General features: G+C 64.1%; 16 protein-coding genes. 6 read left to right on the plus strand and 10 right to left on the minus strand.

The window, feature by feature from the left end; genetic code table 11:
- Positions 1-208 precede the first annotated feature (208 nt).
- The 3 genes from ACEN9O_RS18660 (at position 209) to ACEN9O_RS18670 (ending at position 4,579) form a co-directional block, all read left to right on the plus strand.
- A complete protein-coding gene (locus ACEN9O_RS18660) occupies positions 209-523 on the plus strand; it encodes a hypothetical protein (protein WP_495618502.1) in 315 nt (104 codons plus the stop codon).
- Between the two features lie 231 nt (positions 524-754).
- Entirely contained in the window at positions 755-2,599 is a 1,845-nt protein-coding gene (locus tag ACEN9O_RS18665) for a flagellar assembly protein A (protein WP_495613332.1), read from the plus strand.
- 114 nt (positions 2,600-2,713) lie between these two features.
- Positions 2,714-4,579 carry a flagellar assembly protein A gene (locus ACEN9O_RS18670; protein WP_495613333.1) on the plus strand — a complete coding sequence of 622 codons (1,866 nt, stop codon included), beginning with the start codon at positions 2,714-2,716 and terminating at the stop codon, positions 4,577-4,579.
- Position 4,580: 1 nt separating this feature from the next.
- On the opposite strand, the gene arfB is transcribed toward ACEN9O_RS18670, so the two are convergent.
- Together arfB and ACEN9O_RS18680 are read right to left on the minus strand one after the other, a co-directional pair.
- The gene (gene arfB / locus ACEN9O_RS18675) at positions 4,581-4,970 is read right to left on the minus strand and encodes an alternative ribosome rescue aminoacyl-tRNA hydrolase ArfB (protein ID WP_495613334.1); all 390 of its coding nucleotides are present in this window, start codon (positions 4,968-4,970) and stop codon (positions 4,581-4,583) included.
- The gene (locus tag ACEN9O_RS18680; RefSeq protein ID WP_495613335.1) at positions 4,967-6,040 is read right to left on the minus strand and encodes a CaiB/BaiF CoA transferase family protein; all 1,074 of its coding nucleotides are present in this window, start codon (positions 6,038-6,040) and stop codon (positions 4,967-4,969) included. The genes arfB and ACEN9O_RS18680 overlap by 4 nt, the downstream gene beginning before the upstream one ends.
- Before the next feature lie 126 nt (positions 6,041-6,166).
- Here ACEN9O_RS18680 and ACEN9O_RS18685 point away from each other — a divergent pair, with 126 nt between their 5' ends.
- Complete coding sequence (locus ACEN9O_RS18685) at positions 6,167-6,655, plus strand: chemotaxis protein CheW (protein ID WP_495613336.1); 489 nt, start codon at positions 6,167-6,169, stop codon at positions 6,653-6,655.
- Between the two features lie 11 nt (positions 6,656-6,666).
- On the opposite strand, the gene ACEN9O_RS18690 is transcribed toward ACEN9O_RS18685, so the two are convergent.
- The 4 genes from ACEN9O_RS18690 to ACEN9O_RS18705 all read right to left on the minus strand — a co-directional run bounded on the left by ACEN9O_RS18690 (position 6,667) and on the right by ACEN9O_RS18705 (position 11,243).
- Positions 6,667-8,640 carry an ATP-binding cassette domain-containing protein gene (locus ACEN9O_RS18690; protein ID WP_495613337.1) on the minus strand — a complete coding sequence of 658 codons (1,974 nt, stop codon included), beginning with the start codon at positions 8,638-8,640 and terminating at the stop codon, positions 6,667-6,669.
- Positions 8,641-8,766: 126 nt separating this feature from the next.
- A complete protein-coding gene (gene prmB, locus ACEN9O_RS18695) occupies positions 8,767-9,654 on the minus strand; it encodes a 50S ribosomal protein L3 N(5)-glutamine methyltransferase (protein WP_495613338.1) in 888 nt (295 codons plus the stop codon).
- A 99-nt stretch (positions 9,655-9,753) separates the two neighbouring features.
- Entirely contained in the window at positions 9,754-10,887 is a 1,134-nt protein-coding gene (dapE, locus tag ACEN9O_RS18700; protein ID WP_495613339.1) for a succinyl-diaminopimelate desuccinylase, read from the minus strand.
- Between the two features lie 2 nt (positions 10,888-10,889).
- The gene (locus ACEN9O_RS18705) at positions 10,890-11,243 is read right to left on the minus strand and encodes an arsenate reductase (RefSeq protein ID WP_495613340.1); all 354 of its coding nucleotides are present in this window, start codon (positions 11,241-11,243) and stop codon (positions 10,890-10,892) included.
- 243 nt (positions 11,244-11,486) lie between these two features.
- Here ACEN9O_RS18705 and ACEN9O_RS18710 point away from each other — a divergent pair, with 243 nt between their 5' ends.
- Positions 11,487-11,648, plus strand: a complete 162-nt coding sequence (locus tag ACEN9O_RS18710; RefSeq protein WP_495613341.1) for a hypothetical protein — start codon at positions 11,487-11,489, stop codon at positions 11,646-11,648.
- On the opposite strand, the gene ACEN9O_RS18715 is transcribed toward ACEN9O_RS18710, so the two are convergent.
- From ACEN9O_RS18715 to dapC, 3 genes are all read right to left on the minus strand, one after another.
- Complete coding sequence (locus tag ACEN9O_RS18715; protein WP_495613342.1) at positions 11,645-12,787, minus strand: PilT/PilU family type 4a pilus ATPase; 1,143 nt, start codon at positions 12,785-12,787, stop codon at positions 11,645-11,647. The genes ACEN9O_RS18710 and ACEN9O_RS18715 overlap by 4 nt on opposite strands.
- A gap of 105 nt (positions 12,788-12,892) precedes the next feature.
- The gene (gene dapD, locus ACEN9O_RS18720; protein WP_495613343.1) at positions 12,893-13,720 is read right to left on the minus strand and encodes a 2,3,4,5-tetrahydropyridine-2,6-dicarboxylate N-succinyltransferase; all 828 of its coding nucleotides are present in this window, start codon (positions 13,718-13,720) and stop codon (positions 12,893-12,895) included.
- An 11-nt stretch (positions 13,721-13,731) separates the two neighbouring features.
- A complete protein-coding gene (gene dapC, locus ACEN9O_RS18725; RefSeq protein ID WP_495613344.1) occupies positions 13,732-14,946 on the minus strand; it encodes a succinyldiaminopimelate transaminase in 1,215 nt (404 codons plus the stop codon).
- Positions 14,947-15,106: 160 nt separating this feature from the next.
- On the opposite strand from dapC, the gene ACEN9O_RS18730 reads away from it, so the two are divergent.
- Entirely contained in the window at positions 15,107-16,924 is a 1,818-nt protein-coding gene (locus ACEN9O_RS18730) for a DUF4153 domain-containing protein (protein ID WP_495613345.1), read from the plus strand.
- Here the strand turns inward: ACEN9O_RS18730 and ACEN9O_RS18735 are convergent.
- The gene (locus tag ACEN9O_RS18735) at positions 16,908-17,294 is read right to left on the minus strand and encodes a MerR family transcriptional regulator (protein WP_495613346.1); all 387 of its coding nucleotides are present in this window, start codon (positions 17,292-17,294) and stop codon (positions 16,908-16,910) included. The genes ACEN9O_RS18730 and ACEN9O_RS18735 overlap by 17 nt on opposite strands.
- Between the last annotated feature and the right edge of the window lie 70 nt (positions 17,295-17,364).

Genomic DNA, 17,364 nt, shown 5'->3' on the forward strand with positions numbered 1-17,364 from the left:
GGTAACGTCATAATCGCATTGCGAAAACGTCTGTGACAACCCATTACAAAGTGTTACAAACTTTACCCAATTCGTCTTACCCCCTCAGGTAAAGCATCATACACTCTGGGCATAGATTCAGCTTTCTAGGAACATCATGGGCATCGATCACAAAAAAAACTACGCGGCAGCAAGCGCAAATTTTTGCGTTCGATCCCTGTTGGGTGTTCTGCTGCTGAGCGGCGCCGCGATGGCGATGGCGCACGACGGTTCGTCGGAGCGCGACGCGCCCAACCGCGACGAGCCGCGCAGCCAGCCCGTGCGCGAAGCGCCGCCTGCGCGCCAGGCCGAACCCCGCCAGCTCGATCCGCGCGGCTACGAGGCCCGAGCCGAGGGCCAGCGCCGCGCCATGCAGGAAGCCGTCGGCCGCAACGCCGAAATGAACCACCGCACCGGCCGCCTGACACCCGATGAGCGCCGCGACCTGCGCCGCCAGATCAACGAAGCGGGCCAGGATATCTACGCCAACCCGCCGCGTAAATAGAGCGCGGCGAGGACGCTGCGCTTTGTTATAGGTTCAACATTGATCTGTAGCAATTAGTTCACAGTTGTGTAATGCACGCCACGAAAATCGCTTTCTTTTCCTTAGTCTGAGTGTAATATCTGTTAATTACACGCAATTGCCTTTCGGCCGCGTGCCGTTCGGAGGAAGATGGTGGTTCAAGAGGTTGCCCCTGCCGTGCAAGGTAAGGAGTCCCACGCTCCGGGGAGCGGCTTGCCTATCGGGCTGCTGAAGCGGCCGGACGGCATCTACATCGACCTGACGCTGTCGCCGCTGACGCTGACCGCCGCCATCAATGAAATCTTCCATTCCCACTGCTATTTCGCCGGCCTGAATTATCCCTTGCTGATCAAGGCGCTGTACGGCGTCGGCCCCGACACCGGCGCGCCGGGCATGGCGCGGCTGGCGGACGAGGTGCGCGTGATAGAGCCGCAGCGCGTGGCGCTGTACAAGAATCCGAAGATGGGACGCGGCTACGCTGAATACTATTTCGAGACGCTGTACCTGGACGAGATGACGCTGCCGGACGGCACCGTGATCCCGGAGCGGCCGACGCGGCTGGATGTCGACGAGTTCGTGGCCGAGATGTGGAACAAGGGCATCCTGTTCGGCATCGAGGTGGCGGCGGTGGCGGCGGCCATCGCGTCCACCAAGGCCGACCGCATCACCGTGGCCACCGAGCTGGAGCCGGAGCCGGGCCAGGATGCGACGGTGGTCGAAGTATCGTCCGACCTGCACCGCAGCGACGCGCCCAAGACCAAGGCCGACGGCCGCATCGACCTGAGCAGCTTCCAGAACCGCTTCCCGCAGATCAAGGCCAACGTGCGTTTGCTGAAGAAGCTGCCCGCCGTGCCGGGGCAGCCGGGCTTCGACCTGGCCGGCCGCATGACGCCGGCCGCCACGCCCAAGGACCTGACGCTGCGCTTCTTCGCCGGCGACGGCACCGATGCCGTGATGATGGGCGATGAAGAGTATCTGGTATCGACCCGCGAAGGTTTCCTGAACGTCGATGCCAAGTCCAACCGCATTTCCATCACCGATAAAATCGTCAGCAAGGATGGCGTCAGCGGCCGCACCACCGGCAACCTGGAACTGGCCGGCGCCTACGAGGAATTCGGCGACGTGCAGGAGCAGCGCGACGTCACCGGCGGCGACATCACGGTGCACGGCAACGTCTATGGCAACATCCATTCGCGCGGCGGCACCGTGGTGCTGGACAAGAACCTGGTCAGCGGCAGCATCGCCAACGCGGCCGGCAACATCACCGTCACCGGTGTCGCTTCGGGCTCGGTGATCTCCACCCGCAGCGGCGCGGTGCATATCGGCCGGGCCGAGAACTGCGTCATCTCCGGCACCATCGTGACGGTGGGCGAGGCCTCCAACTGCGAGATCATCGCCGAGGAAATCCGCATCGAAGTGGCCGAGGGCTGCGCGGTGGCCGGCCGTAACGTCGAAATCGAAAACGCCGGCCCGCGCCGCCGCACCGAGATGGTCATTTATGTGCTGGTAAAGGACGTCAGCCAGTTCGACCAGGAGATCGCCGACCTGGAACTACGGGTGGCGGGCTTCGAGGCGGCCAACCTGACGGCGCAGCAGGAGGCCGAGCGCATCGCGGCCGTGCCGGATGTGCGGCGCTACCTGGCGCTGGCCGAGAAATTGCGGGCGCAGGAACTGCAGCTGACCGCCGACCAGGGCCAGCACCTGCGCAAGATCGCCGGCGCGGTGGCGACCGAATTGCAGGCCATCGCCAAGCTGCGCACCGACCTGCAAGCCGGCCAGACGCAGCAGAAGCTATTGCAGGACAAGCTGGCCCGCGTGATCGAGCAGAAGGCGGAAGCGGCGGGCATCGCGCGCTGCGGCCTGCACATGGTCAGCGGCGATACGATGGTGCGCACCATGCCGTTCCTGGCCGACGTCGCGGCGCTGACGCAGCTGCCCGCCAAGGACATCAAGCAGCGCCTGCGCGGTTCGCCCAGCGGCGGCGAGGTGCTGTTCAGCGACAGCGCCGGCTCGCTGGACTGGCACCTCAACGCGCGGCCGCGGCCTGTGGCGGGCTAGCCAAGGTGCGCGCACAAGGCCCGCGGTTCATGCTAATCTAGATTCAACATTACAAAGTGAAGAAGCGCTGTCTGGCCGGGCGGCGTTTCGACGTACATTTTTCTGGGGATTACTGTGTCTGATGACGCGACGGCGCTGGACTTAAACGCGGAGAGCGAGCTGCCCGCAGCGATCGTCAAGCGCGCGGACGGGGTCTATTTCGCCGCCGGCGCCTCGACCGTTTCCTGCCTGTCGGCGATCAGCCAGGTCTTCCTCGGCAGCGCCTATTTCGCCAGGCTCGATTACGCCGTTTTCATCAAGCTGCTCTACAACTGCGGCCCGGACCTGCCGGCCAACCTGACCGGCAAGCCCTTGATACGCTTCGCCGACAGCATCGAGCCGTTCCATCCGCCGCGCCGGGCGCTGTACAAATCCGTCAAGATCATCAACGGCGAGGCCGAATACTATTTCGAGCCGGTGTTCTTCGAGGTGCCGGGCATGCCGCCGCAACCGGCGCGCCTGAACTTCGACGAATTCGTTTCCGACATGTGGGTCAAGGGCATACGCTTCGGCATCGACGCGCCGGCCGTGCGCGACGTCATCGCCAGCGGGCGCCTGGCGCGCATCATCGTCGCCCGGCGGCTCAACGCCACGCCGGGGCGCGACGCCGCCATCGTCGAAGTGTCGCAGGATATCCATCGCAGCAACGCGCCGCGCGAAAAGTCGGACGGCAAGCTCGATTTGCAGGCCTTCCAGAACCGCTTCCCGCAAGTCAAGCCCAACGTCAAGTTGCTGCGCAAGGTGCCGCGCACGGCGGGCGTGCGCGGTTATGAATTGTCGGGCATTGTGATAGAGCCGCCGGTTCCGCGCGATATCGAATTGAGCAGCGTGGCCGGCGAGGGCACGGTGATCGAGCACCTGCGCGACGGCGAGTTCCTGGTGTCGGCGGTGGAGGGCTTCCTCAGCGTGGACCCGGGCAGCAAGCGCCTGTCGATCGGCCCCAAGATCATCAGCCGCGAAGGCGTCAGCGCGCGCACCACCGGCAATCTGCAGCTGACCGGCGAGTACGAGGAATTCGGCGACGTGCAGGAGCAGCGCTCGGTCGAAGGCGGCAACATCACCATCCACGGCGACGTGTTCGGCATCATCGTCTCGCGCGGCGGCGACATCGTCCTGAGCCGCAACCTGATGGGCGGCACCGTCACCAACGCCGATGGCGGCATACGGGTGCAGGGTGTGGCTTCCGGCTCGGTGCTGCAGACGAAGCGCGGCGAGGTGACGCTGGCGCGTGCGGAGAGCTGCATCATCTCCGGCACGCGGGTGGTGATCGGCGAGGCGAGCAACTGCGAGATCATGGCCGAGGAAGTGGTGATTAAGGTGGCCGAGGGCTGCGCCATCGCCGCGCGCAAGATCGAGATCGCCAGCGCGGGGCCGCGCAAGCAGAACGAGATGCTGCTCTACACGCTGGTGCCGGACACCTCCAAGTTCGACAAGAAGATCGCCGAGCTGCAGCCGAAGGTGCAGCACGCGGCGCACGAGGCCAGCCTGCGCAAGGCGGAGATCGACGCCATCACCGGCCAGACCGAGGTGCGCAATTATCTGACGCTGGCCACCCGTGTGCGCAAGCGCGAGGTGATGCTGACGCCGGAGCAGGAGCCGCTGTTCCACAAGATGGCGGCTGCGGTGGGGCCGTCGCTGAAGGCGGTGGCGAAGATTTCGCTGGCGATGAAGGCGGCCCAGGTGCAGCAGGAGCAGGCGCAGGAAGAGGTCAACCAGGTGCAGCGGCAGAAGGCCTCCGTGATGAGCGGCTCGCGCTGCGTGGTGCAGGCGTTGACCGGCGACGTGCTGCTGCGGACCATGAGCTTCGTGCCGGACGGCCCGCCGGCGTATGACCGGCCGGCCAAGGAGGTCAAGGCCAAGGTGCGTACCACGGCGGCCGGCATGAGCACCATCTATGCCGGCGGCGCCGGGCCGATCGCCTGGGCGCCGACGACGGATTAGCCTACAGGCTGATTTTGCCGCGCAGTTGTTTGCGCTCGCCGTCCTTGGCCTTGCCGTCCAGGCGCTTGCGCTGCGAGCTGCGGGTGGGCCTGGTCGGACGGCGCACGGCGGGCAGCACGGCCACGCTGTCGACCAGTTCCTGCAGGCGGCGCAAGGCCTCCTCCTTGTTCGCTTCCTGGCTGCGCGATTGCTGCGCCTTCAACACCACCACGCCGTCCTTGGTGATACGCTGGTCGCGCATGGCCAGCAGGCGTTCCTTGATATGCTCCGGCAGCGACGAGCTGGCGATGTCGAAGCGCAGATGCACCGCGCTCGAAACCTTGTTGACGTTCTGGCCGCCCGGGCCCTGGGCGCGGATGGCGTTGAACTCCACTTCGTTCACATCGATCACGGCGCAAACCTCACCGGCTGCGCCACCGACCACGACTCGCCTTCGGTGTCGTGCGTGCGGCGGCTGACGATGTCGCGGAACAGCGGGTGCAGCATGGCTTCCTCGGTGCGCAGCACCGGCGAGACGCAGCAGTCGGCGGTGGCGAAGGCTTCGGTCCATTGCGCCAGCGTGCGGTTGGCGAACAGCGCGTCCAGTTCGGCCTTGAGCGCCATCGCATCCTCGCCGCCGACCTGCTGGCCGAGCTGCCAGTGGCGCGGCTTCAGGTCCGGCCGTTGCAGCACGTCGCAGCAGCCCTGCCAGAACTTGAGCTCCAGCGCACCGACCGCCATGTAGCGGCCGTCCGCCGTGCGGTAGACGTTGTAGCAGGGGACGCCGCCGGTCAGCAGGTCGCGGCCCGGCGCGGCCGGTGCGCCGTTGTTGACCGCCACCAGCGGCATGATGTTATGCGCCATCACGGCGGCCGTCATGGAGACGTCGACGAAGCGGCCGGCGCCGCCCATCTTGACCGCCACCAGCGCCGCCAGGATGCCCTGCAGCGCCGATTGCGCGCCGCCCAGCAGGTCGCCCACCTGCAGGTTGGGCAGCGCGGGCACGCCGTCGGCGCCGGCGTTCTGGTCCAGCATGCCGGCATAGCCGATGTAGTTGATATCGTGCCCGGCCAGCTGCGCAAAGGGGCCGTGCTGGCCGTAGCCGGAGATCGCGCACATCACCAGCCTGGGATTGCGCTGGCGGAGCGTCTGCCAGCCCAGGCCGAGTTTATCCATCACGCCGGGGCGGAAGCTTTCGACCAGCACGTCGGCCGTCTCCACCATCGCCAGCAGCTGCTCGCGGTGCGCGGCGTCCTTCAGGTCCAGCCGCATCATCCGCTTGCCGCGGTTGACGGCGACGAAGAACTGCGATACCTCCTTGCGCACCGGCCCCATGACGCGCGCGTAGTCGCCGGGACCGGGATCTTCGATCTTGATCACTTCCGCGCCCATGTCCGCCAGGTGCATGGTGGCGACGGGGCCGGGCAGCAATCGGGTCAGGTCCAGCACACGGATGCCGCTGAGGGGGAGGTCTGTAGTCATGAATTCATTGTAGCAAACCAGCCGCCGCGAGCCGGGTGAATATTGACGCCGCTCAACGACCGGAGCGGGGGGCGAAGGTAGGATGGCACATGCCTGTTACCGCACGTCCCGGACGAAAGGATCATTATGCCTTCATCGACTATGCAAGCCACCAGCGCCGACACTGCCGTTGCGCCGGGCCAATATCTGGTGTTCCGGCTGGGTGGTCTCGACTACGCGCTGGACTTCAGCAAGGTGCAGGAGTTGCGGCCACTGAAGGCACTGGAGCGGTTTTCGTCGGAAGGGGAGATCGTGGCCGGGGTTGCGGTGTCGCGCGGCGTGATCATGCCGATCGTCGACATGCGCATCGCCTTCGGGCCCAAGCCGCCCGAGCACGATCCGCTGACGGATGTGATCATCCTCAAGCTGTCGAGCTGCGTGATGGGGATGGTGGTGGATGGTGTGACCGATATCGTGCAGCTGACGCTGGGGCAGATCCAGCCCATCCCCGGCGCCAGCGCGGTGGAATACCTGGTCGGCATCGGCGAAGCGGACGGGCGCCGGTTGATCGTGGTCGACATCGATAAGCTGATGTCGATCCAAAAAGTAAAGATGGGCGCCCGCCAGGCCGCTTGACGGCCGTTTGGTTAGGCCAGCGCTTCCAGCTGCTCCTGCAACTCCAGCCATTCCGCTTCCAGCTGGCCGAGGTCCTTGGTGAAGAAGGACTGATCGGCCAGCAGCTGTTTCAGCTTGGGCTTGTTGGCGGCGTCGTAGATCGACGACTCGCCCAGGGCCGCATCCACTTCGGCTTTCTGCGCGCTGCGCTTGGCGATCTGGTCGTCCAGGCGCTTGATCTTCTGCTCCAGCGGCTTGCGCAGCGTGGCCAGGCGCTGGCGGTCTTCCGCTTCCTTGCGCTTCTGTTCCTTGCTGTTGACCACCGGCGCCGCAGACGGCGGCGGCGCGACCGGCGAGGCGACCGGGAACTCGGTCTTGTTGGCCTTGCCGGCGGCGGGCAGCACGTCGGTGCCTTTGCCCATCTTGGTCTGCAGCAGCCAGTCCTTGTAGTCATCCAGGTCGCCGTCGAACGGCTGCAGCTTGCCGTCGGCGACGATGATGAACTGGTCGGTGGTGGCGCGCAACAGGTGGCGATCGTGCGATACCACCACCAGCGTGCCTTCGAACTGCGCCAGCGCTTCGGTCAGCGCCTCGCGGGTTTCCAGGTCCAGGTGGTTGGTCGGTTCATCGAGCAGCAGCAGGTTGGGGCGCTGCCAGACGATCAGGGCCAGTGCCAGGCGGGCCTTCTCGCCGCCGGAGAACGGCGCGATCGAGCTGGTGACCATGGTGCCGGGGAAGTTGAAGCCACCCAGGAAGTTGCGCAGCTCCTGTTCGCGCACGGTCGGTGCGATCTTCGCCAGGTGCCATAGCGGCGATTCGTCGTGGCGCAGCATCTCCACCTGGTGCTGGGCGAAGTAGCCGATGTTGAGGCCCTTGCCCATGGTGGCGTCGCCGGTCAGCGGCGACAGTTCGCCGGCGATGGTCTTGATCAGCGTGGACTTACCGGCGCCGTTCACGCCCAGCAGGCCGATCCGCTGGCCGATCTGCAGCGAGAACTTGATGTTGTTGACGATGGTCTTGTGGGTGATCTCGCCGGTTTTTTCGTCTTCGATCTTGTAGCCTGCGTCGACGTCTTCCATCACCAGCAGCGGATTCGGGGCGCTGAGCGGCTCGCGGAATTCGAACGAGAATTCGGCGGCGGCGCGCAGCGGCGCCAGTTCTTCCATCTTGGCCAGCGCCTTCATGCGGCTCTGCGCCTGGCGGGCCTTGGAGGCCTGCGCCTTGAAGCGGTTGACGAAGGACTCCAGGTGGGCGCGCTTGCGCTGCTGCTTTTCCAGCGCGCCGGCGGCCAGGATCATCTGCGCCGCGCGCTGGCGTTCGAAGGACGAGTAGTTGCCGGAGTAGCGCTTCAGTTTGCGCTCGTCGATGTGCACCACCACGTTGACCACTTCGTCGAGGAAGTCGCGATCGTGGGAGATGATCAGCAGCGTGCCGGTGTAGCGTTTGAGCCAGTCTTCCAGCCAGATGATCGCGTCCAGATCCAGGTGGTTGGTCGGTTCATCGAGCAGCAGCAGGTCGGAAGGGCACATTAGCGCCTGCGCCAGGTTCAGGCGCATACGCCAGCCGCCGGAGAAGCTGGCTACCGGCTGCTGCATCTGGTCGATCGAGAAGCCAAGGCCCAGCAGCAGCTGCTCGCCGCGCGACTGCACGGTGTAGGCGTCGGCATCGGCCAGCGCGCTGTAGATCTCGCCGATGGCGATGCCGTTCTCGGACGATTCAGGCTCCGATTCAAGGCGTGCCAGTTCCGCTTCCAGCTTGCGCAGGGTGACATCGCCGTCGATGGCGTAGTCGAGCGCCGCGCGCTCCAGCGGCGGGGTTTCCTGCGCCACGTAAGCGACGCGCCATTTGGCCGGGAAGTCGATCTCGCCCTGGTCCGGGTGCAGCTCGCCGCGCATCATCGCGAACAGGCTGGATTTGCCGGCGCCGTTGGCGCCGATCAGGCCAATCTTGTCGCCGGGGTTGAGGGTGACATCGACCTGTTCCAGCAGCGGCTTAATACCGCGCATCAGGCTTACTTGAATAAAGCGAATCATCTTGGTCTTTGAATGGTGGAGGCTAGTGTGCGCCAACCCGCAAACCGGGGTCTGACCCCGCACGGGGTCAGACCCCATGCGTCGCGGGTTGCGGGGTGCTTACAGCTTGAGTTGGTCGGCCGTCAGCAGGAATACCATGTCGTCGCCGTTGCTGGTGGTGAGCCAGGTCAGGCCCAGTTCACCGAAGGCCGCTTCGGCGAACTCGCGCTCATTGCCGATTTCGACGATCAGGATGCCGTCGTCGGTCAGGCGCTCGGCGGCGCCGGCGACGATCTTGCGCACCAGGTCCATGCCGTCCTTGCCGCCGTCCAGCGCCAGTTCAGGCTCGGCGCGGTACTCCATCGGCAGCTTGCTCATCGACGACGAGTTCACATACGGCGGATTGGTGATGATCAGGTCATATTTCTTGTCCGGTACATTGGCGTACAGGTCGGACTGGATCAGCGTCAGGCGGTCTTCCAGCTTGTAGGTGGCGACGTTTTTCTTCGCCACTTCCAGCGCGTCGGCCGAGATGTCCACCGCGTCCACGTGCGCATCCGGGAAGGCGTCGGCCAGCATGATGGCCAGGCAGCCGGAGCCCGTGCACAGTTCCAGCACGTTGCTGACGTTTTCAGGCTCGTTGACCCACGGCGCGAAGTACTGCGGGATCAGTTCCGCGATGAAGGAGCGCGGCACGATGGTGCGCTCGTCCACGTAGAAGTTGTAGGTGCCCAGCCACGCTTCGTTGGTGATGTAGGCGGCCGGCACGCGCTCGTTGGTGCGGCGGTCGATGACAGCCATGACCGCGGCGATTTCCTCCGGCAGCAGCTTAGCGTCCAGGAACGGGTCCAGGCGGTCCAGCGGCAGCTTGAGCGTGTGCAGGATCAGGTAGGCCGCTTCGTCGAAGGCTTCGACGCTGCCGTGGCCGAAGAACAGCTCGGCGGCGTTGAAGCGGGTGACGGCGTAGCGCAACAGGTCGCGCGGCGTGGTGAAAGGAGTCGTGTTCATGGCTATCTCGGTAAAATGCTGTCATACCCGCGAAAGCGGGTATCCATGCCGAGCGGGATTGGATACTCGGTATGGGTACCCGCTTTCGCGGGTACGACGTTAACTCAGCAGGTTTTCCAGCGTGCGGCGATAGATATTCTTCAGCGGATCGACAAAACGCAGCTCGATATGCTCGTCGATCTTGTGGATACTTGCGTTGGGAGGCCCGAATTCTATCACCTGAGGGCAGATCTGAGCGATAAAGCGTCCGTCCGAGGTGCCGCCGGTGGTTGACAATTCGGTATCGACGCCGGTTTCCGACTTGATCGCGGCCGACAGCGCATCGCTCAAGACGCCGCGCGGCGTCAGGAAGGGCAGGCCGCTCAGCGCCCATTTCAGGTCGTAGTGCAGATTGTGCTTGTCCAGGATGGCGTGCACGCGGCGCTTCAGTTCCTCGTGGGTGCTGGCGGTCGAGAAGCGGAAGTTGAAGTCGATGATCATCTCGCCGGGGATGACGTTGTTGGCGCCCGTGCCGGCGTTAATGTTGGACATCTGCCAGGAGGTCGGCAGGTAGTACTCGTTGCCCTCGTCCCAGCGCTCCGCCACCAGCTCGGCCAGCGCGGGCGCGGCCAGGTGGATCGGGTTGCGCGCCAGCTGCGGGTAGGCGATGTGGCCCTGCACGCCCTTGATCGTCAGCTTGCCCGACAGCGAACCACGGCGGCCGTTCTTGATCATGTCGCCCAGGGTTTCATCGGAGGTCGGCTCGCCGACGATGCAGTAGTCCAGCGTCTCGCCGCGCTCCTTGAGGATATTACAGACCACCACCGTGCCATCGATGGCCGGGCCTTCCTCATCGCTGGTGATCAGGAAGGCGATCGAGCCCTTATGGTCGGCGTGGGCGGCGACGAACTCCTCGCAGGCCACCACGAAGGCGGCGATCGAGGTCTTCATGTCGGCGGCGCCACGGCCATACAGCTTGCCGTCGCGGTGGGTGGGGTTGAAGGGCTCCGAGCGCCATTGCTCGACCGGGCCGGTGGGCACCACGTCGGTATGGCCGGCGAACACCAGCACCGGCGAGGTGGTGCCGCGACGCGCCCACAGATTGGTCACGCCGTTCGATTCGATCACCTCGCAGGCGAAACCCAGCGGCGACAGCAAATCGATCAGGTGCTGCTGGCAGCCTTTATCGTCCGGGGTGACAGAGGAGAGGGCGATCAGCTTTTCGGTCAGCGCCAGGGTCTTGGATGGAGTCATTTTTATTTGTCGAAGATTTGTTTGTACTGGGCGTCGGAGAAGGAAACGGCGAAGGTGCCGTCCTTGTCCAGCACCGGGCGCTTGATCACGGACGGATTTTCCAGCATCAGCGCGATGGCGCTTTCGTCGTCGACGATGGAGGCTTTGCGCTCGTCGGACAGCGCGCGCCAGGTCGTGCCTTTTTTATTCACCAGCACATCGCGCGACAGGTGTTTGAGCCAGCCGGCGACGATCTCGCGCGTCAGGCCCTGCTTTTTAAAATCGTGGAACACAAAATCCTGCTGCGCGCCGGCCAGCCAGACGCGGGCCTTTTTGACGGTGTCGCAGTTCGGGATGCCGTAGAGGGTGGTTGTCATGTGCTTGAATTGGGATGAAGACGGCGGAAGGCCGACAGAATACCATGTCTCCGTCCCGAAATCCCGCCGGCAGCCCCGATAACGGCCTCCAGCTATGTCAATTTGATATCTCTGTTGATCGAAATGGCATTGGTGGTCGCCGCGTCCATTGCCTACTATGGATCGGGCGGCTTGATCCTTGCAAGGGACTGACGGCAGCCTTGCAAGATATTTAAGACATTTACCATGTTCAGGAGCCGCAGGATGGAATTGCAGAAGAAACCGACCAAGGAACAGATCCGTCACTACCTGGGCGAGCGACAGGCGCAACACTGCCCGCCGCCGTCCATTGTCGATATCCGTCGGCAGCTGGGTTGGGGCCTGGTGCAAACAGTGGAGAAGGACCGGCGCGAGATTCCCGACTAGGTATTTAACGTGAACTCGGTGAACGACGCCTCGTCCGGCGGCGATTTGGCTTCCGGTTCGGCCTGGGCGTTCTTGCTGTCCGGGCCATTATTCAGGAGCCACAGCAGGTTGGTGGCGGAATCGGCGTTGGCCAGCGCTTCGTCCTGGCTGATCAGCCCATCCTGCACCAGCTTGAGCAGGGCCAGTTCGAACGACTGCGAGCCGGGCGACATGCTCTTCTCCATCGCTTCCTTGATTTGGCCGATTTCGCCTTTTTCGATCAGGTCCGAGATGTAGCGGGTGTTGACCATCACTTCCACCGCCGCCGTGCGGGTGCCGCCGTTGATCGAGCGGACCAGCCGCTGCGAGACGATGGCCTTGACCGTCGACGACAGGTCCTGCAGCAGCGCGGCGCGGTTTTCGATCGGGTAGAAACTGATAATACGGTTTAGCGCGTTATAGCTGTTGTTGGCGTGCAGGGTCGCCAGCACCAGGTGGCCAGACTGCGCGTAGGCCAAGGCTGCGGCCATGGTTTCCTTGTCGCGGATCTCGCCGATCAGGATGCAGTCCGGTGCCTGGCGCATCGAGTTGCGCAGCGCGGTGTAGAAGTCCTTGGCGTCGCTGCCGATCTCGCGCTGGTTGACGATGGATTTTTTATTCTTGAACAGGTACTCGATCGGGTCTTCCAGCGTCAGGATATGGCCGGAGCGCAGTTCGTTGCGGTGGTCCAGCATCGAGGCGATGGTGGTGGACTTGCCGGAGCCGGTCGAGCCGACCAGCAGCAGCAGGCCACGTTTTTCCATGATCAGGTCCGCCAGCACCGGCGGCAGCTGAAGATCGGCTAGCACCGGTATGGTGGCCGGCACGAAGCGGAATACGGCGGAGATGGTGCCGCGCTGCTTGAACGCGGAGAGGCGGAAGCGGCCCATGTTCGGCACCGACACGCCCATGTTCAGTTCATTGGTCGCGGCCAGTTCCTCCATCTGCGCGGGGGAGGCGATCTCCGACAGCAGCGAGTGGATGTTGTCCGGTTCGAGCTTTTGCTGATTGATGGGGATCAGGTTGCCGTTGATCTTGATGTGTACCGGCGAATTCACCGCAAAGAACATGTCCGACGCGTTCTTTTCCTTCATCAGCTGGAACAGGCGTTCCATGGCCATGGCACTCTCCTTAGTTTTACCCCTGAACCTAGATGCCGGGGTCGGACCCGGTGGGTCCGACCCCATGCCCACGCCTTAGCCGCAGGCCTCGATTCAGCCGAAGGGTCAGATACCGCGCAGCAGTTCGTTGATGCCGGTCTTGGCGCGGGTTTTTGCATCCACGCGCTTGACGATGACCGCGCAGTACAGCGAGTACTTGCCGTCGTCCGAAGGCAGGTTGCCCGATACGACCACCGAACCCGCAGGCACGCGGCCGTAGGTCACTTCGCCGGTGGCGCGGTCGTAGATCTTGGTCGACTGGCCGATGTACACGCCCATCGAGATCACCGAGTTCTCTTCGACGATCACGCCTTCGACGATTTCCGAACGGGCGCCGATGAAGCAGTTGTCTTCGATGATGGTCGGATTGGCCTGCATCGGTTCGAGCACGCCGCCGATGCCGACGCCGCCGGACAGGTGGACGTTCTTGCCGATCTGCGCGCACGAACCGACGGTGGCCCAGGTGTCGACCATCGCGCCTTCATCGACGTAGGCGCCGATGTTGACGTAGGAAGGCATCAGCACCACGTTCTTGGCGATGAAGGAGCCACGGCGCGCCACGGCAGGCGGAACCACGCGGAAGCCGCCCTTGGCGAAATCTTCTGCGGTGTAGTTGGCGAACTTGGTCGGAACCTTGTCGTAGAACTGCATGGTGCCGTCGGACGGCATCTGCACGTTGTTCTCGAGGCGGAAGGACAGCAGCACGGCTTTCTTGACCCACTGGTTCACAACCCAGTCGCCGGTGGTTTTTTCGGCCACGCGGATGGAGCCGGCGTCCAGGCCTGCGATCACGTGCGAAACCGCGTCGCGCAGTTCGGCGGTGCCGTTACCTGGGTTGATGTTGGCGCGGTCTTCCCATGCCTGGTCGATGATTTGCTGGAGTTGTTGGCTCATGATGTGCGATCTTATTTGTTGAGGTTTTTGCAGAATTGGACGATGCGCTGCGCAGCTTCCAGGCCTTCTTCCGTCTCGGCGACCAGCGCCATGCGGATGCGGTTGCGGCCCGGATTGGCGCCGTGGGCGTCGCGCGCCAGGTAGCTGCCCGGCAGTACGGTGACATTATATTCGGCGTACAGGCGCTGGGCGAATTCGGTGTCCGACAGGCCGGTCTGGCTGACGTCGGCCCACAGGTAGAAGCCGGCGTCCGGCAGTTCGACCTGCAGCACTTCCTGCAGCAGCGGCGTGATGGCGGCGAATTTGGCGCGGTATTTTTCGCGGTTCTGTTCGACGTGGGTTTCGTCGTTCCAGGCCGCGATCGAAGCAGCTTGCACGGAAGGGCTCATGGCTCCGCCGTGATAGGTGCGGTACAACAGGAATTTTTTCAGTACATCGGCGTCGCCGGCCACGAAGCCGGAGCGCATGCCCGGCACGTTGGAGCGTTTCGACAGGCTGCTGAACACCACCAGGCGCGCGTAGGGCTTGTCGACCGTGGACAGGCCCAGCGTGTGGGCCGCTTCCAGCGCGCCCAATGGTGCCTTCTCGCCGTGATAGATCTCGGAGTAGCACTCGTCGGCGGCGATGATGAAGTTGTAGCGCTCGGACAGGGCGAACAGGTTCTCCCAGTCGGTCAGTGTCAGCACGGCGCCAGTCGGATTGCCGGGGGAGCACAGGAACAGCAGCGATACGCGCTCCCAAACCGAGGATGGAATGCTGTCGTAGTCGCAGCCGAAGTTGCGTGCCGGGTCGGAGTTGACGAAGTACGGCTCGGCGCCGGCCAGATAGGCCGCGCCTTCGTAGATCTGGTAGAACGGATTCGGGCTGACCACCAGCGATTTGGCGGCCGGGTCGATCACGGTCTGCGCCAGTGCGAACAGCGCCTCGCGCGAGCCGTTCACCGGCAGCACCTGGGTGGCCGGGTTCAGTTTGGGAATACCATAGCGGCGTTCCAGCCAGCCGGCGATGGCGCCGCGCAGCGCGTCCGAGCCGATGGTGGTCGGGTAGCTGGCCAGGCCGTCCACATTGTCGATCAGCGCCTGCTGGATGAACTGCGGCGTAGGATGTTTGGGTTCGCCCATGCCCAGGCTGATGGCCTTGTGCTGTGGGCTGGCGGTCACCTGCGCGAACAGCTGGCGCAGTTTTTCGAACGGATAGGGTTGCAGCTTGTCGAGATGTGGATTCACTTGGCGGACCGGATGCGGAGCGTTGAAAAAAGAGCAGTGTAGACAACCATTATAGCGCCTCTGCGCAGGCCTCGTCATACGGCGGCTGGCAGACTTGCTATCAATGCTAAATAATAAACATGTGAGATACTGCGGCCCACGGTTCACATAGAGGTCAGGCATGGAACAGGATGAAACGACGATGGAGGCGGGCGTCAGCCGGCAGGTGATGGCGCTGCGCCTGGCGACCGGGCTGGCGCAGGGAGCGCTGCTGTATTGGCTGTACCAGGCCGACCGGGGCGGCTGGTGGCCGGCCGGCACGCCGTATGTGATGACGCCCCTGTTGATGGCGTGCTCGCTGCTGCCGGCGATGCTGATCTCGGCCATGGGGCACCTGGCGCCGAAGAAGGTGGCGCAATGGATGGCGGTCGCCACTGGTGTGGTGCTGATTATGGGCCTGCATGCCGTCAGCCGCGAGGCAGGCGTGGGGCGGGGCGCCGGCGAGCTTGCGAAAGGCGCGTTCACCTCGATGTCGGGTCCCGTGATGATCTTCGGTGCGGTCTTCATGTACATCGCCCATTCGCTGGTGATGGCGGGGGCATCGGACAAGCGCCGTGTCGCCAGCTACGACACGTATTTTGAGCTGGCGTGGAAGCTGGCAGTGCAACTGAAGTTCTCGGCCTTCTTCGTCGGCGCGCTGTGGCTGGTGCTGCTGATGGGTAGCGGCCTGTTTGCGATGGTGAAGCTTGGCTTCCTCAAGCATATGATGGAAGAGTCGTGGTTTGTGGTGCCGGTGATCTGCTTCGCCTGGTCGTGCGCGATGCATATCACGGACGTGCGGCCGGCCATCGTGCGCGGCATCCGCAGCCTGCTGCTGGTGCTGCTGTCGTGGATACTGCCGGTGGCGGCGCTGATCGTCAGCGGTTTCCTGTGCGCGCTGCCGTTCACGGGGCTGGATGCATTGTGGGCGACGCGGCACGCCACCTCGCTGCTGCTGGCGGCGGACGCGGTGCTGATCGTGCTGATTAACGCCGCCTTCCAGAATGGCCATGCCAAGGCGGCGCTGGTGGTGCGGGTGAGCGCGCGCGTGGCTTCGCTGTTGGTGCTGCCGCTGACGGCCATCGCCATCTATGCGCTGGGCTTGCGGGTGTACGACTACGGTTGGACCTCGGATCGTGTGATCGCCGCCGCATGCCTCGTGGTGGCAAGCTGCTACGCGCTGGGCTACGCCTGGGCGGCGCATCGTTATGAGACCTGGCTGGGCCCCATCGCCAACGTCAACGTGGCGACGGCTTTCGTGGTGCTGGCGGTGCTGCTTGCCTTGTTCACGCCCATCGCCGATCCGGTGCGACTGTCGGTGAACAATCAGGTGGCGCGGCTGGAGAAGGGCCGTACCAAGGCCGCCGAATTCGATTTCCGCTATCTGCGTTTCGAAGGACAGCGCTACGGGCTGGAGGCCTTGACGCACCTGTCGCAGCAGGCCAGCGGCCCGGATGCGGCACTGATACGCGACCTGGCCACCAAGGCTTTGAAGGAACCTAACCGTTGGGGTCCAGGCTCGCAGGTCCCATCGGTATCGATAGCCGACAACGTCAAGGTATGGCCGCCTACTGCCAAGCTGCCGGCCGGCTTCGCGGCCCAGAGGTGGAGCCCCATGGACGATCAGGCGATCCTGCCATGCCTGGTGAGCCGTGGCAGCAACTGCGATGCGTTGGTGCTTGATGTCGACGGCGACGGCAAGCCGGAAGTCCTGCTGTTTAACGCCGGCCGCTACATGCCGGCACCGCTCTACACCGAACGCGCCGACGGCAAGTGGGCGGTGGCCGGCCATCTCGATGCCAGCGGCAGCGAGTGCGCTCCGTTGATCGAGAAGCTGAAGGCAGGCCAGTACGCGCTGGTCGCGCCGCGCATGAAGGCGCTGGAGGTGGCGGGGCAGCTATTGCAGTTCCAGTCGGAGTTCGGCGCGGACGACTGCAAACTAATCAAGGCAGCAAAGTAGCCGGCAGAGGGCCGTTCTGCAAAGGGCAGGCCTCCATGTTCTCGCCCAACCTGCGAACCAATTCGCCGCGCAGGGTGTGCAGGCCGTCGATGCGCTTGTCGATGTCTTCCAGCTTGCGCTCGAGCGCTGCGCGCAGTTGGGGCGCGGACGATTCCGGTTCGGCCAGCAGCGGCAGGTCGGCTTCGATTTCGCCGAGCGTGAAGCCCAGCGTTTGCGCCAGGCGGATATAGCGCAGCCAGTCCACCGCTTCCGGCGGATAGTCGCGGTAGCCGTTGGCGCTGCGGCGCGCGCGCAGCAGGCCGCGCTTCTCGTAGAAGCGCAAGGTATCCCGGCTTAGCCCCGTGGCGCTGGCGATTTCTCCAATTTGCATGCCCAGGCTCCAAATATCGATTGACCCTGGAGTGTACTCCAGGCTTTAGCATGGCTCCATCTTATTCCAG

It is taken from the genome of Duganella sp. Dugasp78 (genome assembly GCF_059491455.1).